17 protein-coding genes are annotated in these 17,844 nt (G+C 70.1%); 6 read left to right on the top strand and 11 right to left on the bottom strand.

Features of this window, described 5'->3' with window-relative positions; translation table 11 throughout:
• Positions 1 to 18: 18 nt before the first annotated feature.
• The 4 genes from BGO46_RS11295 to BGO46_RS11310 form a co-directional block, all read right to left on the bottom strand.
• On the bottom strand, positions 19 to 2,133 hold the full coding sequence (locus tag BGO46_RS11295) for a DEAD/DEAH box helicase (RefSeq protein ID WP_299986070.1): 2,115 nt from the start codon (positions 2,131 to 2,133) through the stop codon (positions 19 to 21).
• A gap of 350 nt (positions 2,134 to 2,483) precedes the next feature.
• A complete protein-coding gene (locus BGO46_RS11300) occupies positions 2,484 to 5,708 on the bottom strand; it encodes an efflux RND transporter permease subunit (RefSeq protein ID WP_292673905.1) in 3,225 nt (1,074 codons plus the stop codon).
• A gap of 214 nt (positions 5,709 to 5,922) precedes the next feature.
• Positions 5,923 to 6,300, bottom strand: a complete 378-nt coding sequence (gene crcB / locus BGO46_RS11305) for a fluoride efflux transporter CrcB (RefSeq protein WP_292673902.1) — start codon at positions 6,298 to 6,300, stop codon at positions 5,923 to 5,925.
• Positions 6,297 to 6,728: a CrcB family protein gene (locus BGO46_RS11310; protein ID WP_292673899.1), complete on the bottom strand. Its 432-nt coding sequence runs from the start codon at positions 6,726 to 6,728 to the stop codon at positions 6,297 to 6,299. The genes crcB and BGO46_RS11310 overlap by 4 nt, the downstream gene beginning before the upstream one ends.
• 170 nt (positions 6,729 to 6,898) lie before the next feature.
• On the opposite strand from BGO46_RS11310, the gene BGO46_RS11315 reads away from it, so the two are divergent.
• Positions 6,899 to 7,060 carry a hypothetical protein gene (locus tag BGO46_RS11315; protein ID WP_292673896.1) on the top strand — a complete coding sequence of 54 codons (162 nt, stop codon included), beginning with the start codon at positions 6,899 to 6,901 and terminating at the stop codon, positions 7,058 to 7,060.
• Positions 7,061 to 7,121: 61 nt separating this feature from the next.
• On the opposite strand, the gene BGO46_RS11320 is transcribed toward BGO46_RS11315, so the two are convergent.
• Entirely contained in the window at positions 7,122 to 7,880 is a 759-nt protein-coding gene (locus tag BGO46_RS11320) for a MerR family transcriptional regulator (RefSeq protein ID WP_292673893.1), read from the bottom strand.
• A 174-nt stretch (positions 7,881 to 8,054) separates the two neighbouring features.
• On the opposite strand from BGO46_RS11320, the gene BGO46_RS11325 reads away from it, so the two are divergent.
• Together BGO46_RS11325 and BGO46_RS11330 are read left to right on the top strand one after the other, a co-directional pair.
• Positions 8,055 to 8,945: a DUF4097 family beta strand repeat-containing protein gene (locus BGO46_RS11325; protein WP_292673890.1), complete on the top strand. Its 891-nt coding sequence runs from the start codon at positions 8,055 to 8,057 to the stop codon at positions 8,943 to 8,945.
• A 2-nt stretch (positions 8,946 to 8,947) separates the two neighbouring features.
• Complete coding sequence (locus BGO46_RS11330; RefSeq protein WP_292673887.1) at positions 8,948 to 9,571, top strand: PadR family transcriptional regulator; 624 nt, start codon at positions 8,948 to 8,950, stop codon at positions 9,569 to 9,571.
• Between the two features lie 197 nt (positions 9,572 to 9,768).
• Here BGO46_RS11330 and BGO46_RS11335 read toward each other — a convergent pair whose 3' ends face one another.
• Positions 9,769 to 10,290 (bottom strand): universal stress protein, encoded by a 522-nt coding sequence (locus tag BGO46_RS11335; RefSeq protein ID WP_292673884.1) that lies wholly within the window; start codon positions 10,288 to 10,290, stop codon positions 9,769 to 9,771.
• A 180-nt stretch (positions 10,291 to 10,470) separates the two neighbouring features.
• Between BGO46_RS11335 and BGO46_RS11340 the strand changes: the two genes are divergently transcribed.
• Complete coding sequence (locus BGO46_RS11340) at positions 10,471 to 10,653, top strand: DUF3073 family protein (protein ID WP_292673882.1); 183 nt, start codon at positions 10,471 to 10,473, stop codon at positions 10,651 to 10,653.
• 23 nt (positions 10,654 to 10,676) lie between these two features.
• Here the strand turns inward: BGO46_RS11340 and BGO46_RS11345 are convergent, their stop codons facing one another.
• Positions 10,677 to 11,447, bottom strand: a complete 771-nt coding sequence (locus BGO46_RS11345; protein WP_292673879.1) for an IclR family transcriptional regulator — start codon at positions 11,445 to 11,447, stop codon at positions 10,677 to 10,679.
• A 127-nt stretch (positions 11,448 to 11,574) separates the two neighbouring features.
• On the opposite strand from BGO46_RS11345, the gene BGO46_RS11350 reads away from it, so the two are divergent.
• On the top strand, positions 11,575 to 12,141 hold the full coding sequence (locus tag BGO46_RS11350; RefSeq protein ID WP_292673877.1) for a DJ-1/PfpI family protein: 567 nt from the start codon (positions 11,575 to 11,577) through the stop codon (positions 12,139 to 12,141).
• Positions 12,142 to 12,230: 89 nt separating this feature from the next.
• On the opposite strand, the gene BGO46_RS11355 is transcribed toward BGO46_RS11350, so the two are convergent.
• The 3 genes from BGO46_RS11355 to purM all read right to left on the bottom strand — a co-directional run bounded on the left by BGO46_RS11355 (position 12,231) and on the right by purM (position 16,409).
• The gene (locus BGO46_RS11355) at positions 12,231 to 13,583 is read right to left on the bottom strand and encodes an MFS transporter (RefSeq protein ID WP_292673874.1); all 1,353 of its coding nucleotides are present in this window, start codon (positions 13,581 to 13,583) and stop codon (positions 12,231 to 12,233) included.
• A gap of 196 nt (positions 13,584 to 13,779) precedes the next feature.
• Positions 13,780 to 15,261, bottom strand: coding sequence for an amidophosphoribosyltransferase (gene purF / locus BGO46_RS11360; protein WP_292673872.1), 1,482 nt, complete (start codon positions 15,259 to 15,261; stop codon positions 13,780 to 13,782).
• A gap of 26 nt (positions 15,262 to 15,287) precedes the next feature.
• Positions 15,288 to 16,409 (bottom strand): phosphoribosylformylglycinamidine cyclo-ligase, encoded by a 1,122-nt coding sequence (gene purM, locus BGO46_RS11365; RefSeq protein WP_292673869.1) that lies wholly within the window; start codon positions 16,407 to 16,409, stop codon positions 15,288 to 15,290.
• 73 nt (positions 16,410 to 16,482) lie between these two features.
• Between purM and BGO46_RS11370 the strand changes: the two genes are divergently transcribed.
• Positions 16,483 to 17,082, top strand: coding sequence for a zinc-binding alcohol dehydrogenase (locus BGO46_RS11370; protein ID WP_292673866.1), 600 nt, complete (start codon positions 16,483 to 16,485; stop codon positions 17,080 to 17,082).
• 287 nt (positions 17,083 to 17,369) lie between these two features.
• On the opposite strand, the gene BGO46_RS11375 is transcribed toward BGO46_RS11370, so the two are convergent.
• Positions 17,370 to 17,738, bottom strand: coding sequence for a potassium transporter Trk (locus tag BGO46_RS11375; RefSeq protein WP_292673863.1), 369 nt, complete (start codon positions 17,736 to 17,738; stop codon positions 17,370 to 17,372).
• Positions 17,739 to 17,844 lie beyond the last annotated feature (106 nt).

A 17,844-nucleotide genomic window follows, 5' to 3' on the forward strand; every position in this document is an offset into this window, starting at 1 on the left:
GGTCGAGGCTGAGGCGGGTCAGGCGTCGACGTCGGCGAGCTGGCGACCGGCCAGCTCTTCGATGAGGTCGTCGCCGGGGCGCGCGTCCTCGAAGGGTGCGTCGATCTCGGCGCGCTCGAGCATCTCGGTCATGCGGCGGCGACGCTGGCGCGTGATGAGCGTCACGACCGTGCCGCTGCGACCCGCGCGGCCCGTGCGGCCCGAGCGGTGCAGGTAGGTCTTGTACTCGTCCGGGGCATCCGCCTGGATGACCAGATCGATGTCGTCGACGTGGATGCCACGCGCAGCGACATCCGTCGCGACGAGCACATTGACCCGGCCCGACGTGAGGCGCTCGAGGTTGCGCGTGCGCTTGGCCTGGTTGAGGTCACCGTGCAGGGCCACGGCGTGGATGCCCGCGTCGTCGAACTGCTCGGCGAGCATCTCGGCGTACGCGCGGGTGCGGGCGAAGACGAGCGTCTTGCCCTCGCGGTCGACGAGGCTCGTGAGGATCTCGGCCTTGTCGCGGTGGTCGATCACGAGCACGCGGTGATCGATCGTGCCGGAATCCTGATCTTCGCCGGCGACCTCGTAGACGGCCGGCTCGACGAGGAACTCGTCGACGAGCGCCGCGACCTCACGGTCGAGCGTCGCCGAGAACAGCAGCTTCTGCGCGTCGTCGGCAACGAGGCGCAGAATGCGCTGCATCGGCTCGAGGAAGCCCAGCTCGCTCATGTGGTCGGCCTCGTCGAGCACGACGATGCGGATCTCGGACAGATCGAGCTTGCCCTGGTTCTGCAGGTCTTCGATGCGGCCCGGCGTACCGATGATGATGTCGACGCCCTTCTTGAGGGCACCGACCTGACGCGCCTGGGGCACGCCGCCGTAGATCTGCGTCGTGAACAGGCCCACGCTGCGCGCGATCGGCTGGATCGTGCGGTCGATCTGCAGCGCGAGCTCGCGCGTCGGCGCGAGGATGAGGGCCTTCGGGCTGCGGCCGAACTCACGGCGCTTGCCGGCCTGGCTCCGCAGGACGGACTCGACCAGCGGCGCGCCGAAGGCGATCGTCTTGCCCGAACCGGTGCGACCGCGCGCGAGCACGTCCTTGCCCTCGAGGATCGGCGCGATCGTCGCGGCCTGGATCGGGAACGGGGACGCCGCGCCGAGGTCGGCCAGCGTGCGGACGATGTTGTCACCGAGCCCGAGGCTTCCGAACGTCACATCGGCGACCGCTTCGGCCTGCACGGCCTGAGCCTGCAGCTTCTCGTGGACGGTGTCGGCGTGCTCTTCGTAAGCTTTGCGCTTCGCGGCATCCTTCGCGTCCTGGTGCCAGTCGGAGCGGTTGCCGCCGTAGGCGGGGCGGTCGTCACGGCGGGGACGGTCGTCGAACGAACGCGCGGGGCGGTCGTCACGGCGGGGACGGTCGTCGTACGAGCGAGCGGGACGGTCATCGCGACGCGGGCGGTCGTCGAACGAGCGGGCGGGACGAACGTCACGACGAGGACGGTCATCGTACGAGCGCGAGGGACGGTCGTCGTACGAGCGCGCGGGACGGTCGTCGCGACGGGGACGGTCCTCACGGAAGGACGGCCGCGCATCACCGAAGGTGCGGCGGTCGTCGCGGGGCTGACGCTCGCCGCGCGGGCGGTCATCGTACGAGCGTGCGGGGCGGTCGCCGCTGCGCGCCGGACGGTCATCACGGTACGACGGACGGTCGTCGCGACGGGGGCGGGCGTCGTACGAGCGGCCCCGGTCGTCGGACGAGCGAGCGGGGCGGTCGCCGCTGCGGGACGGACGGTCGTCGCGGTACGAGGGGCGGTCATCGCGACGCGGGCGGTCGTCGTACGACCGGGCGGGACGGTCGTCACGATACGACGGACGGTCGTCGCGACGCGGGCGGTCGTCGCGCGCATGCGTGCGGATGCCCCGGGCCTCGTCGCGTCCGGCACGCTCCTGCGCACCCCAGCGCTGCTTCTTGGCGGGGGCATCCTCGGCTTCGGGTCGGTATCCGCGGTGGCCGGGGCTCTTGCTGCCGGGCTTGCCGGCGGAGGACTGACCGGGGCGACGCTTCGCGTCCTGATAGTTCGTCTTCGAGCCGTAGCGGGGCTCGAAGTTCTGAGCGCGGCCGCCGGCCGGCTTCTTGTTCTTGGGCATGGGAGATCCTTCTGGGTTGTCTCGAACGAGAACAGCGCCCGCCGGCGCGATCGCGCGGCGAGCAACCCGGACATCCGTCGGCCGGGGGCCATTCACAGTGATGGTTCATGCGTGCCGAACGGCACTCACCATCGGCCCCTTGGACTCACAAACCCACCCGCGCACAGCGCAGTGTCCAGAGCCGACCGCACAACTCTACCGGGTGACCCTGGGAGACCGCCCGGCCGCGACCCGCGCGCGACTGCGCCGGCTGTTGCCGAGTGCGCCGCCTGGTGCGGGACAAGAGGGGGCGCGCTCGGCCTGAACGGGCGCATTCGGTGCGCACCCGCCGCACTCCCCGCGCGCGGGCCTCAGTCCTCGTGCGCTTCGCGCAGCGCGCGGCGCGGGTGCAGGTCGGACGTGTCCACCGGCGTGAGGTCGACCGCGCCGCTACCGACCGCGTCACCACCCGCCGCGCCGCCGCCACCGACCGCGCCACCACCCGCCGCAGCACCAGCACGCCGCGCCACGCGGCGCTCGCGCGCTCCCTCGACGAGGTTGTACAGCGTCGGCAGCACGAGCAGAGTCAGCACCGTCGACGAGATGAGGCCGCCTATCACGACGATCGCGAGCGGCTGGGAGATGAAGCCGCCGTGGCCCGTAATGCCGAGCGCCATCGGCGTCAGTGCGAAGATCGTCGCGAGCGCCGTCATGAGAATGGGGCGCAGACGCCGCGAACCACCGGCGATCGTCGCGTCATGCGCCGACAGCCCCTTCTCGCGGTACTGATTGACGAGGTCGACGAGCACGATCGCGTTCGTGACGACGATGCCGATCAGCATCAGCACACCGATGAGGGATGCCACACCCAGCGGCACGCCCGTCGCGATCTGCAGCAGGATCGCGCCCGTCGCCGCGAACGGCACCGAGATCAGCAGCAGCAGCGGCTGGCGCAGCGACCGGAACGTCGCGACCATCACGATGTAGACGATCAGGATCGCCGCGAGCATCGCGAGACCGAGCTGCCCGAAGGCATCCTGCTGCTGCGTCAGCACGCCGCCGATCTCGGCGTTCGCGCCCGTCGGCAGGTCGAGGTCCGCGAGTGCCGTGGTGACGGTCGCGGATGCCGTGTTGAGGTCATCGGTCGAGGGCGTCACCGTGACAGTCGCCGTGCGCTGACCGCGCTGCGTCGTGATCGAGGTCGGGCCCTGACTCTCTTCGACCGTCGCGACCTGATCGAGCGCGAGGGGCCCGGCCGCCGTCGGGATCTGCAGGGCCTTCAGTTCGTCGATCGTGTCGGGCACCGACTCGGCCTGCAGGTACACGGCGACGCCGGTGCCGTCGAGCTCGACGGTGCTCACCTGACGCGGCTGCATCGTGTTCGCGACGAGCGCGCCGACGGTGACTTCCGAGAGTCCGAGCGAGGCGTCCTTGTCGCGGTCGACCGTCACCGCGACGTACGGCAGGGATGCCGCGAGGTTCGACGTCACCTGACCGATGTCGGCCTGCCCGTCGAGCGCCGACACGACCTCGTCGGTCGCGGCCTGCAGCGTGGAGGCGTCGGGGGCGGTGACGTCGACCTCGATGTCACTGCCGCCGAACCCGCCCTGGCCGGCCGACACCGTGATCGTGCCGACGTCCGTGAGCCCGGAGACGGCATCCTGCACGTCGGCCCGCACCTGCTCCTGACCGGCCGACGGATCGGTCGTGATCGAGTAGGTGATCCCGGCGGACCCGCCCGCGAACGCGTCGCGGATCGCCGACCCGCTCGACCCGATCGAGGTCTGCACCGTCGTGATCCCGTCGACGCCGAGCAGGGCCGCCTCGACCGTCTGCGCAGCGGCGTCCTCGGCATCCAGCGAGGCGGCGGCACCGAGCTCTTGCGTGACGGTGAACGTGTTCTGCCCGCTGTCACCCAGGAAGTTCGTCTTCATCAGGGGTGCTGCGGCGATCGTCCCGCCGAGCACGAGCACGGCGATCAGCAGCGTCACCCACGAGTTGCGCAGCGTCCAGCGCAGAATCGGCAGGTAACCCTTCTGTAGGCGAGACGGCGGGGCATCCTCGTGCTCAGGATCGATGGGGTTGCCGTCTGCGCCCAGCAGCGGCTTGCCGGGCTTCAGGAACCAGTACGCCAGCACCGGCACGATCGTCAGCGCGACGAACAGCGAAGCCGCCATCGCGATCGTGACCGTCAGCGCGAACGGCCGGAACAGCTCGCCGGTCATGTCACCGACGAAGGCGATCGGCAGGAACACCGCGACGGTCGTGATGGTGGATGCCGTGATCGCCGCCGCCACTTCGCGCACGGCCAGCAGGATCGAGGTCTTCTTGTCAGCATCGCCGACGTAGTGCCGCTTGATGTTCTCGATCACGACGATCGAGTCGTCGACGACGCGTCCGATCGCGATCGTCAGCGCGCCGAGCGTGAGGATGTTCAGCGAATAGCCGAACGCCTGGATGCCCACGAACGTGATCAGCACGCTCGTCGGGATCGAGATCGCCGCGACGAACGTCGAGCGCACCGACAGCAGGAACAGGAAGATCACGAGCACCGCGAAGACGAGGCCGAGCAGGCCCTCCTGCGCGAGCGCCTCGATCGACTGCTCGATGAACGGCGCCTGGTCGAAGACGACCGTGAACTCGGCGCTCGCGCCGATGGCATCCTGCAGCTGCGGCAGCAGGTCGGTGATGGCGCGCGAGACGTCGACCGTGTTGGCGGCGGGCAGCTTCGTGATCGAGATCGTCAGGGCCGGCTCGCCGTTGACGCGCGAGATCGAGGTCACCGGGTCTTGGCCGAGCGCGACCGTCGCGACGTCGCCGATCGTGACCTGTCCGGCGGCGAGCTGCGTGGCATCCGTCGGCACGAGCGGCAGCGCCGCGAGCTCGTCGACGCTCGTGAGCTTCGTGCCGGTCTGCACCGTCAGGGTCTGGTCGCCCTCGGTGACCGACCCGCCGGGGAACAGCACGCCGTTCTGGTCGAGCGCGTCAGTGATGGCGCTCTGCGCAAAGCCTGCGGCCGCGAGCTTCGCGGGGTCGGGGGTGATCGTGACGCGCTCACCCTGACCGCCGACGATCGCGGCGGCGGCGACACCGTCGACATCCTCGATCTCGGGGACGACGCTCGCCTCGAGCTGCGCCTGGATCGTCGCGGCGTCGTCGTAGCCCGTCACGGCGAGGGCGATGACAGGGAGGTCGTCGATCGAGAACGACACGACGTTCGGCTCGACGCTGTCGGGCAGGGTGGATTTGATGCGGTTTATCGACTGCAGGATCTTCTGCTCGGCCGTCGCGAGGTCGGTGCCGTACGTGAAGGATGCCTGGATGATCGACGCGTTAGTCGTCGAGGTCGCCGTCGTCGACTCGAGCCCCGGGATCCCCTGGATCGCCGTCTCGATCGGCGTCGACACGTCGTTGTTCACAACGTCGGGCGAGGCGCCCGGGTAGGTCGTGACGATCGACAGCTGCGGGAACTCGATCGAGGGGATGAGCTCCTGCTTGAGGCTCGTGAGCGCGATGCCGCCGAAGACGGCGGCGACGATCGTGATGAGGGCGATCAGGGCGCGGTTGCGCAGACTCAGGACGGCGAGGTTCGACACGGAGGGCCTTTGCTGTGGGGGTCCGCGCGAGCGCGGGTGCTGTGCGAGGTCCGATACACGCGTGTATCCAGGCCATTCTGCCACGGTGGCCGTGCCGCCCCGACAGGGGGTTATCCCGGCATTTCCCTGCGGGGAACCCGGGTGTCCAGCGCGGGTGAGCCCGGTGCCCAGCGCGGGGTGCGCACCCCGTTCAGCCCGCTGTTCGGCCCGGTGTTCAGCGCGGGAACAGCCCGCCGATCATCAGCCCGAGCGCCGCCGCGACGACGCACACGACGAGGGTTCCGAGCAGATTGAGCCAGGCCCAATCGCGCCGGCCGCGCTGCGCGAGCAGCACCGTCTCGGCCGAGACGGTGCTGAAGGTCGTGAACCCGCCGAGCACACCGACGCCGATGATCGACACCCACGTCGGCGCGATCGCCATGCCGAGCCCCGTGAGCAGTCCCAGCAGGAACGATCCGGTGATGTTGACGATGAGGATGCCGAGGGGGAAGACCCCCGTGCGCCCCCGCATGATGACGCCGTCCAGCACATACCGCCCGCCCGCGCCGAGTCCGCCACCGACGATCAGCAGCGCCCAGTCGAGCCCGCTCATTCGGCATCCTCCGCTCGTTCGATCTCGCCGGGGCGATCGACGATGCGTCGCCCCAGGCCGAGTCCGACGGCGGCGGCGAGCGCTCCACCGAACAGCGAGAGGGCGATCAAGGTCAGGCCGACCAGCGGCGATGCGGTCGAGACGGTCACGGACTGCACGGCGAAGGCGCTGTAGGTCGTGAAGCCGCCCATCATCCCCGTGCCGAGGAACAGGCGAGCCCGCGGATGCCTGTCATCCAGCCAGCCGATCACGACGCCGAGCAGCAACGATCCGAGCAGGTTGATCCCCAGTGTCACCGCGGGGATCACAAGCGGGTGGCTCTGGCCGGTCAGCGGAACCGTGAGCAGCGCGCGCGCCGCGACGCCCGCCGCACCGCCCGCCATCACGAGCAGCAGCGCGGCCGGAGAGAACCAGCGAGGCGCCGTCATCCCCCCACCGTAGAGCCGCGCCTGTGAATTCCCCGTGCACCCGACGGCGCTTCGCGCGGGCGTGTCTTACCCCCGCCCACGCTCACACGCAAGGGGGCTGACGGATGCCGCATCAAGGAGTAGTTTCTGAAATCGCTTCCGGCGCACCAGCCGGGGAAGGGAAGACAATCATGAACATCGCCCTGATCATCATCATCGTGGTCGCCATCGTGCTCGCCATCGTCGGCGGCCTCAGCTCGGCGCTCAACTGGCTGCTCTGGGTTGCGGTCATCGTGGGTGTCATCGCCCTCATCGCGTTCCTGTTGCGCGTCGTCCGCGGCGGACGGGCATAGTCGCCGTCCCCGCCACGACGATGCCCCTGCCGACGGGTCGGCAGGGGCATCGTCGTCACGCTCAGAGGTGCGCGTCGGCGTAGGCGGCGAGCGCATCGCGGACGAGCCTCGCGCCGGCGGCGCCGCCGTAGTTCGCAGCGAAGCGGGGATCGGCGACATACATGTCGCCGAGACCGCGGACGTACCCGGCGAGCTGGTCGGGTTGGGTTGCCGGCGTGCCCGGGATCCCGCGCAACCACGCGACGTGGCGGGCGGCGAGCTGCTGCCCCTCGTCCGAGTCGGGCAGGATGCCGCGGGACGACGCATCCTGCCACGCTGCGTTGAGGGCCGCGACCTGGGCCTTCCAGTCGGCCTGCTCGGCGGCATCCATCCCCCGCCACCAGCGGTCGGAGTCGGCGTACGCCTGCTCTCCCCACTTCTCGGTGACTTCGTCCTGGTACTGCGTGTGATCGAACCCGTCGAACATGTCTTTGGCCATGGGCTCTTCTCCCTTCTTGAGTGCGGTGATGGTCGACGCCACGGCGGCGATCTGCCGGGCGAGGCGGTCTTGCTCGGCGCGCAGCCACTCGAGATGGTGCGCGAGGGCATCCTCTTCGGCCGTCGGGCGGGCGAGGATCTCGCCGATCTGCGGCAGCCCGAGCCCCAGTTCGCGTAGCAGCAGGATGCGCTGCAGGCGCACGAGGGCGGTGCTGTCGTAGCGGCGGTAGCCGTTCGCGCCGACGCTTGAGGGGGTCAGCAGCCCGATGTCGTCGTAGTGCCGGAGGGTCCGGCTCGTGGTTCCGGCGAGCTTCGCGATCTGCTGGATCGACCAATCGTTCATGACAGCAACGGTAAAGGTTGACGTCACGTCAAGGTCAAGCGCTGTGGTCACGACGTTTCGTCTCGCTTCGCTCGCTCAACGACCGGGCGGGGTTCCAACTCGCGATATATCGTGTTATTGTCGTGAAACGCGATATATCTCGATTCGCGCCGCATCAACCCAGGAGAAGGACCCATGACACTCGAGAAGTGGCTCATCAAGCCGGGCGAGACCCGGGTGATCGACCTCGAAGGCATCCGCAAGCTCAAGGTCGGCATGGTCGGCGGCCAGATCGACGTCGTCGCGCACGACGAACCGGGCGTGCGCATCGAGGTGCACGGTGTGACCATCAAGGATCTGCGCATCGAGGCATCCGGCGACGTCGTCGAAATCGACCACCCGCAACTGCGCTGGGACAACTTCCTCGAGGTGTTCCGCAACTTCGGCACCTCCGGCCCCAAGGCCGAGATCTCGGTCGCGGTCCCCCGCGGCATCGCCCTGAACCTCGGCGTCGTCTCGGCGAGCGCGTTCGTCGCGGGGCTGCAGTCCGGCGCGCGCCTGAACACCGTGTCGGGCGACATCATCGTCGACGGCATCGCGGGCGACCTGTCGGTCAACGCCGTCTCGGGCGACGTGCAGATCCGCGGGCTGGACGGCACGTTCGGCGCGAACTCCGTGTCGGGCGACGTCGCGGCGACGGGGCAGATCCGAAAGGCATCCATCGACACCGTCTCCGGCGATCTGCTCGTCGACACGACGGGGCGCGTGGATGCCATCAACCTCAACACCGTCTCGGGCGAGAGCACCGTGCGCCTCGACGAGGGGCTGCCGGCCAACTATGTGCTACGCAGCGTCAGCGGCCGGGTTCTCGTCGACGGCGTGAAGCGTTCGAGCAGCGGCCCGACCAACTGGGTCGATTCGGTGGGCGAGCTCAGCGGCAGCTTCGCCGACGTGCGCGCCAACTCGGTGTCGGGAGCGCTGACGGTGCTGCGGCGCACGGTCGATGCGGCGCCCGAGGTCCCGGCCGAGGCGCCCAGCGAGCTGGCGGCGGAGTTCCCGGCCGAGTTCCCGTCTGAGGAGGCGTGAACATGGCCCCGGTCTTCTCCCACGGCGACCTGCGCCTGTACCTGCTGAACCTGCTCGACGAGTCGCCGAGGCACGGCTACGACCTGATGCAGGCGCTGTCCGACCGCACGGGCGGCACGTACACGCCGAGCGCCGGCACGATCTATCCGCGGCTGGCGAAGCTCGAAGAAGAGGGCCTCGTCACCAAGACCGTCGACGGCCGCAAGACCGTCTACGAGATCACGGATGCCGGGCGCGCCGAAGTCGCCGCCCGCGCGGGCGACCTCGAGGGCATCGAGGCGGGCCTCGCCGACAGCGTGCGGCTCATCGCCGACGAAGTGCGCGGCAGCGTGCGCGAGGCGATGAAGAGCCTGCGCGCCGACCTGGCCGCGGCCGCCCAGACCGACCGCGTGACGTCGGAATCGCACGCCCGCACCGCGACCGCGGCCGAGGACGCGACGCGCGCCGACTCGCGCGAGCAGCTGCGCCGGGCCGAAGCGCTCGTGGGCGAGTTCCGCGCGAACGTGCGGGCCGACCTGCGCACGCACCTCGCGCACGGGGGCACCCTCGCGGCATCCGTCGTCGACGACCTCAGCCGCACGCTCGACGACGCAGCCCGCGCGCTCACCCGCGCCTTGCGCGGCTGACGCCGGGGGGCCGCTCGCCGCCGGCGCTTCATCCGTCCCTAACTGCGGGGTCGGATGCCCCACCCCACACAACGGGACGGATGAACGCCGCCAGGCATCCGCACCCACGCCGTCATCCGTCCCAACATGCGGCACAGGATGCCCCCACCCCACACAACCGGACGGATGAACGCGCCGGGCGGGCGCCGCGCGCGGCGTCAGCCCTCGGGCCAGAGGGACTCGTCGTCGGCGGCGGGCTCTTCGAGCGGCACGACCAGCACGGGGCGCGACTGGCGGTGCGCGAGGCGCGCGGCGACCGACCCCGTGAAGAACTCGCGGATCGACTCACCGAGTCCGCGGCGGCGCGTGCCGACCACGATCAGGCGGGCCTGCGACCGCTCGGCGAGCTGCTTGATGGCCAGCGCCGGGTCGCCCACCAGTTGGACGATCGACCACTCCAGGCCCGCGATGGCGCCCAGGGTCGTTTCGGCGGCATCCGTCACGACGCGCAGTTGCGCTTCACCGGCCGCGATGTCGATGTCGATCGGGGCGGAGTGCACGTATCCGTCGGGGTCTTCGTACGTGACGAAGCGCGTCACGTCGACGTGGGCGACGATCAGCGGCGCGGCGAACAGACGGGCGTAGCGGGCCGCTTCCTTCAGAACGCGTGCCGGCTGATCAGGCACGGCGCCGACGATGACGGCGTGCTCGGGGACCGCATCGGGCTCGGTGTCCGCCATGACATCCTCCACTGGCTCGGTGCCGGTGCGACCCGAATCCGCGAGGCTCCGAGGGCACCGTGTTATCCTGAATGCTACTCTTCCCGGCCTCAGGCCGGCTCGCAAACGCATTGTGAATGCACCGGGTGAGTGCGCAACCGCAGCCGCACCGCCCGTGACTCAGAAATGAGGGGGTCTCGCATGGGGCGTGGCCGTCAGAAGGCGAAGCACACCAAGATCGCTCGCGAACTGAAGTACGACACCTACAACGTGAACTACTCGGCTCTCGAGAAGGAGCTCGGTCATCACGACGAGGACCCGTACGTCGACAAGTGGGCCGACCAGTACGCCGACGAGGACGAGGACAAGCTCGAAACCGCGTAAGCGTCCGCCCCTCGTACCTCGCGTCAGCCCTCGAGCGTGCTCGACACGTGCCACGCGCCGCGTCGCACGATGCGCTCGAGTTCGTGCGCGCGCGAGCGGAAGTCGTCCGCGCTCGTCGACAGCGACACCGCGCCGACCGCGCGGCCGCTGCGCGAGCGCACGGGCGCGGCGATGCACGCGAGCTTGGGCATGTACTCCTCGACCTCGACCGCCAGTTGCAGGGCGCGGACGTCGTCGAGCTGCTCGAGCAGTTCGCGCTCTCCCGTGACGGAATCGCGCGCAACCGCCGGCGCACCGTGCCGGTCGAGGTAGCGGCGCACTCCTTCGTCGTCGCGCGCTGCGAGCATGAGCTTGCCGAACGCGGTCACGTGGACGGCGTCGGCGAAGCCGACGTGCAGCTGACCGATCCGCGGATGCGCCGCCGAGTCGGCGACGTGCGCGACGGCGATGTCGTCGCCGCGGAACACCGTCAGGTAGGCGGGCGCGTGCGCCGCGTCGCGCATGCCCGCCAGCACCGCGCGCACATCGGCGGTCGCGACCAGCTGTGCACGCACGGCGCGGCCGAGCCCGTCGACGGCGCGACCCAAGACGTAGCGGGCATCGCCCGTGCGTGCGAGGTAGTCGTGCCGCTGCAGCGTCGACAGCAGTCGGTAGACCGTCGCGGGTGACAGCGCGAGCGTGCGGGCGAGCTCTGCCGCGGTGAGTCCCGCAGGCGCGCCGCCGACCTCGTCGAGGATGCGGAGCGTCCGCTCCGCCGATCGGATGCCCGCCGCGTCGCGGGGCTCTGAGGCCATGCCGTCAGTCTAAACACGGCGCGTGTTTCGCACATCGTGAGAACCGCGCTGGTCGCCGCCGCGCGCCGCGGCGCATGCTCGTGGCATCCGACATCGCCGTCGGATCCGCTTCAGAAGGGAACCCGTCATGGCCGACAAGATCCTCATCCTCACCGGAGACGCCGCCGAGACCCTCGAGGTCTTCTACCCCTATCACCGCCTGCAGGAGGCGGGATACGAGGTGCACATCGGCGCCCCGAGCAAGAAGAAGCTGCAGTTCGTCGTGCACGACTTCGTCGACGGCTTCGACACGTACACCGAGAAGCTCGGGCACACGTGGGATGCCGATGTCGCGTTCGCCGACGTGGATCCGGCGGACTACGTCGCGATCGTCGTGCCCGGCGGCCGCGCCCCCGAGTACATCCGCAATGACGCCGATGCCCAGCGGATCGTGCGCCACTTCTTCTCCGAGAACAGCCCCGTCGCGGCGACCTGCCACGGACCGCTACTGTTGGCCGCGGCGGGCGTCCTCGAGGGCCGCACGTCGTCGGCCTACCCCGCCCTCGCGGTGGACGTCACGACGGTCGGCGGCGTCTTCGAGGGCGGTGGCGGCGTCGTCGACGGCAACCTCGTCACGGCGCGCGCGTGGCCCGACAACGGCACGTGGATGAAGGCGTTCCTCGAGGTGCTCGAGGCAGCGAAAGTTCCCGCCTGAGCCCTGACCGCGGCACGACCCCGGTGGTGAGGGGGGGGTGGCGGATGCCCCGGGCATCCGCCACCTTGGTCCGTCTGCGGCGGGTCGGCTCACCAGGCGCCGTGGCGCTTCTCCCACTCCTCTTCGAGGGTCTTCGTCCGTGCGACGATGATGCCGGCGGGGATCGCGAGCAGGAACAGCAGCCCGAACGAGCCGATCGCCGCCTCCCAGCCGCCGGTCGCCTCGTGCAGCGCGGCGAAGGCGATCGGGAAGATCGCCGCGATGGCGTAGCCGCCGCTCTGGCTGAAGCTCGACAGCGCAACGGCGCCCTCGTGCGTGCGCGTGCGGCGTTGGATCAGGACGAGCACGGCGGGGAACAGTCCCTGCGGAACGCCCAGCAGGACGACCCAGAGCACCGTCGCCGTCGTCGGGAAGAACACCATCCCGACGACGCCGACGAGGCCCGTGACCACAGCGATGAGGTAGATGTAGCCGATGCGGTCGCTGCGCGTGATCGCGATCGGCACGAGGATCGACCACGGCAGCCCCATCGCGCCGAACAGGGACAGCAGGGCTCCAGCGGCGGCGTGCGAGACGCCCGACATGTCGACGAGCACGACCGGCAGCCACGCGAAGCACGCGTACACACTCGCCGACGAGATCGCGAACGTCATTGCGAGCGCCCACGCCAGCGGGATGCGCAACAGGCGCCCGAGCACCTGGGGTGCGGGCTCTTCGACGCCGGGGGCGTGCGGGGTGAGGTCGGGGTCGGTGCCGGTGGCGTCGCCGGCGGGCGCGTCGTCGGGTGCATCGCCGGTGACGGATGCCCCGGTGGTCGCCCCCGCACCCGCGGCGGCCGCCGACGTGTCAGTCGGCCCGTCTGCCGGCCGCCGCAACACCGCGATCTGCGCCACCCACGGGACGATCGCCGCGATCGCGAAGACGGCCCACAGCCCCAGCGAGAAGCGCCAGCCGGCGGCATCCGCCACCGGTACCGCGACCAGCGGCGGCACGAACGCCGCAACCGCCAGCAGGCTCGAGTAGAGGCCGGTCATCATGCCGATGCGGTCGGGGAAGTACTTCTTGATCAGCGGCGGCAGCACGACGTTGCCGACACCGACCGCTGCGAACAGCACGGCCGTCGAGATCAGCAGAACGATCGCGTCGCCCGCGAGCGCTCGCACGACCATCGTCGCTGCGGCGACGACCATCGAGGCGGTCGCGAGGGCTTCGAGTCCGAAGCGTCGTTCGAGCGCGGGGGTGACGATTCCGAAGACGGCGAAGCAGACAGGTGGAGCCGCCCCGATCAGGCCGACGATGCCCGTCGGGACGTCGAAGTCGGCGCGCACCTCGGCAAGGATCGGCGAGAGCGACGCGACGGCGGACCGCAGCGAGAACGCCACCAGAACGATGCCGACGAACGCGAGGGATCTGCCGCGCCACAGGGAGCGGGTGTCAGTCACTCTCACCAGCCTAGGCCCGCGCAGCCCGCCCAAATGACGCCCCCACGCCGCCAGCCCGCCCTCACAGAACCATGTCCCAAAAAACGCTGGTTGGATGCCCCGGGAACAACCATTTTTGGGACATGGTCTGCCGCGAGTGGGACATGGTGCGGGGCGGGCGCGGAGCGCGGGGTCGGCCGGGCGGGGCCCGCGGGGGTCAGCTCTCCTGGGTGCCCTCGACCCAGGCGAGGTACTCGTCGGTGACGGTACCGGTGACGTAGCGGCCGTCGAAGCAGCTCATGTCGAGGTCCTCGACGTCGGGGGCGCCCTCGAGGATCGCCGCCTTCAGGTCGTCGATCTCCTGGTAGACCATGTAGTCGGCGCCGAGCTCCTTCGCGATCTCGGGGATCGTCCGACCGTGGGCGACGAGCTCGTGGCGCGAGGGCATGTTGATGCCGTACACGTGCGGGTAACGCACCGGCGGAGCGGCCGAGGCGAAGGTGACCGAGAGCGCCCCGGCATCCCGCGCCATCTGGATGATCTCCTTCGAGGTCGTACCCCGGACGATCGAGTCGTCGATCAGCAGCACGTTCTTGCCCTTGAACTCGCTCGACATCGCGTTGAGCTTCTGGCGCACGCTCTTCTTGCGCACCGCCTGCCCCGGCATGATGAAGGTGCGGCCGACGTAGCGGTTCTTGTAGAAGCCCTCGCGGTACTCGATGCCGAGTTTGCGCGCGACCTGCATCGCGGCGGGCCGCGATGAATCCGGGATCGGCATGACGACGTCGATCGCCCCCGAAGGCGTGTACTTCGCGATCGTGTCGGCGAGGCGCTCGCCCATGCGCAGCCGCGCCTCGTACACCGAGATGCCGTTCATGATCGAGTCGGGGCGGGCCAGGTACACGTACTCGAACGAGCACGGCACGAGCTTGGCATCCGTCGCACACTGTCGCGTGTGCAGGGTGCCGTCGAGGTCGATGAAGACGGCCTCGCCGGGCTCGACGTCGCGGACGACTTCGAACCCACCGTTCTCGAGCACGAGCGACTCCGATGCAACGGTCCACTCATAGCGGCCGGTCGGCGCGCCTTCCTCGTCGACCGCCGCACGCGTGCCTAGGATCAGCGGGCGGATGCCGAAGGGGTCGCGGAACGCGAGCAGGCCGTAACCGGCGATGAGGGCGATCGCGGCGTACGAGCCCTCGACGCGCTCGTGCACGCGCGAGACCGCCTGGAAGATCTGGTCGGAGTCGAGATCGAGGCCCGAGATGGATGCCTGCAGCTCGTTCGCCAGGACGTTCACGAGCAGCTCGGTGTCAGAGCTCGTGTTGAGGTGGCGGCGATCCTTGCTGAAGAGCTCTTCGGTGAGCTCACGCGTGTTGGTGAGGTTGCCGTTGTGCACGAGCACGATGCCGTACGGCGCGTTGACGTAGAAGGGCTGCGCCTCTTCTTCGCTCGACGCGGTGCCCTTCGTCGCGTAGCGCACGTGGCCGAGGCCGATGTTGCCCAGCAGCGCCCGCATGTCGCGCGTGCGGACCGCTTCGCGCACCTGGCCCTTGGCCTTGAACATGTGGAACACCCCGCCGCGCTCGGCGGTCGCGATGCCGGTCGAGTCCTGCCCGCGATGCTGCAGCAGCAGGAGGGAGTCGTAGATCTCCTGGTTGACGTTCCCGTGACCGACGACGCCGACGATTCCGCACATTGGTGTTGCTTGTTCCGTTTCTGCGCTCAGTTGCCCGCGGCGTAGCTGCCGACCAGGCGGACGGCGCCGCCGTCGACGCCCTTCGCGCCCTGCTCATAGTGCCCGTGCGCGTCGACCGGCAGGGTGCCGGTGTGCACGACGCCGACCTGCCAGGTCGCGATGCCTTCGGCTGTGAGGGCGGATGCCGCGGCATCCGCCTGCGCTGCCGAGACGACCGCGAGGAAGCCGATGCCGAGGTTCCAGGTGCCCTCGGTCTGCTCGAGCTGCAGCGAGCCGAGGTCAGCGAGCACGCGGAACACGGGCGGCGGCGACCAGGTCGAGCGGTCGAGGTCGACCCAGGTGCCCTGCGGCAGCACGCGCGCGAGGTTCGCCGCGATGCCTCCGCCGGTGACGTGACTGAGCGCGTGCACGGCATCCGGAACCTGCGACAGCAGGCGCAGCAGCGGACGCGTGTACAGGCGTGTCGGCTCGAGGAGTTCTTCGCCCCAGGTGCGGCCGAAGTCCGCGGCATCCGCCCCGTAGGTGATGCCGTTGCCGCTGACGATGTGGCGGATGAGCGAGTAGCCGTTCGAGTGGGGGCCGCTGGATGCCAGGGCAAGGACGACGTCGCCCTCGTTCACCCGCTCGGCGCCGAGCACGGCGTCCGCCTCGACGACGCCCGTCGCAGCGCCCGCGACGTCGTAGTCGTTCACGCCGAGCAGGCCCGGGTGCTCGGCGGTCTCGCCGCCGACCAAGGCCGTGCCGGTGAGCTCGCAGCCCGTCGCGATGCCGCGGACGATGTCGGCGATGCGCTCGGGGAAGACCTTGCCGCACGCGATGTAGTCGGTCATGAACAGGGGACGCGCACCGACCACGACGATGTCGTCGACGACCATGCCGACGAGGTCCTGGCCGATCGTGTCGTGCTTGTCGATCGCCTGCGCGATCGCGACCTTCGTGCCGACACCGTCGGTGGAGGTCGCCAGCAGCGGCTTCGCGTACGCGCGCAGCGCCGAGGCGTCGAACAGCCCGGCGAAGCCGCCGACGCCGCCGAGGACCTCAGGACCGTGGGTGCGCCGGACGGCCGACTTCATCAACTCGACGGCGAGATCTCCCGCCGCGGTGTCGACGCCGGCTTCGGTATAGGGATTCTGTGGGGACTGGGCCACACCGACAGCCTACCGGCCCGCGCGCGGGGTTCTGCCCGGCGCGGGCGCGCCCGGGTTCCCTAGGATGGGCGACATGTCAGCGGGAGGGCCGGAGTGGGTCGTGCGTGAGGACGCCGGCCTGCCTGTCCTGGTGGCGCTGTACCTGCGCCAGGCGCTCGATGTCCGTCAGCCCGAAGAGCTGCCCGCGCTGCGCGGAGCTCCCGTCGGCGCCGCGGGCGAGTGGGCCGACCGCCCGACGCTCGAGCGCCAGTGGCGCGCGTACTGGGACATGACGGTCGAGCCGCAGGCGCACCCCTCGCCCGTGCCGCTCGAGCTGATCGACGGCTTCGACATGGTGGTAGCCCTTCCGGTCGAGGGGTTCGACGAGCTCGCCGCCGAGATCGCCCCGCACGGCGACGCCGCCGTGGAGTACGCGCGCTCTGCGCACGAGCGCTACCGCGCAAGCCTCGGGACGGGCGCGTCGTACCGTGCCTACGCCAGCGCGATCGCGCAGCATGAGCGCAAGGCCGGGCGGCGCGCGCACTCGTTCGAGCTGAACGTGCAGGTGCTGCCGCTGACCCAGCGCGGGATCTGGTGGATCGGCGCGCTCACCGTCGCCGTCACCGACAGCCTGCGCAGCGACGTGGTGGCCTTCGACGCGGCCATCGCGCCCGTCATCGCTGACATCGCCTGAGGGGTGGGGCGCGCGGCGCGCGCGGCTGTGCGTGGTGGGGCGCGCCGCGGGGCAGGTTGCGCGCGCGGCGGGCGCCGAGAAGTTGGCGCAAACAGGTGCTTCCAGGCATCCCAAACCACTGTTTGCGCCAACTTCTTTGCGGCTCTCAGAAACAGGTGGCGCAAATGCCTAGTTCAGAGCATCCCAAGTGGTCATTTGCGCCACCTACTTCTGTGGCGCAGTTCTGTGGCGCGCAGGGGATGCCCCTCAGTGCGCCCACTTGCTGTGACGCAGGGGGATGCCCCGGCTCACGCCTCGTCGGGCGAAGCCGCCGGTGCGGGGGCAGCCGCATCGGCGGGGTAGTCGACCTCGATGCGCTCGTGGTCGACGCGCACCTCGCGCGCGCGGCGCGCGAACCGGCGGTCCAGGATCAGCGCGACGACGCCGCCGAGGGCGAGTCCGATCGGGATGCACACGAGGCACAGGAACCCGAACACCTGCGAGGTCGAGTACAGCACCTGCGTCGAGGGGCTCTTCTCGGCCGTGCCGTCGAACGCGAACGTGAGGATCAGCGCGGCCAGGATGCCGAGGGCTGCGCCCAGCACGAAGAAGATCGCGTAGCGCGGACTGCGCCGCAGCTGCGCGGACTCGATGTGGTGCTGGGTCGACTCGCTCACACTCCCATTGTCCCACTGTGGGAACCGGACAGCGTCCCGCGAAGCCTGCGGGACGCTGTGCCACGCGGGCGCCGCAACGTCACGCGTGCGGCGGCGTCATGGGCGC

This window comes from Microbacterium sp. 70-16 (assembly GCF_001898315.1).
In the GTDB taxonomy this organism is placed as follows: domain Bacteria; phylum Actinomycetota; class Actinomycetes; order Actinomycetales; family Microbacteriaceae; genus Microbacterium.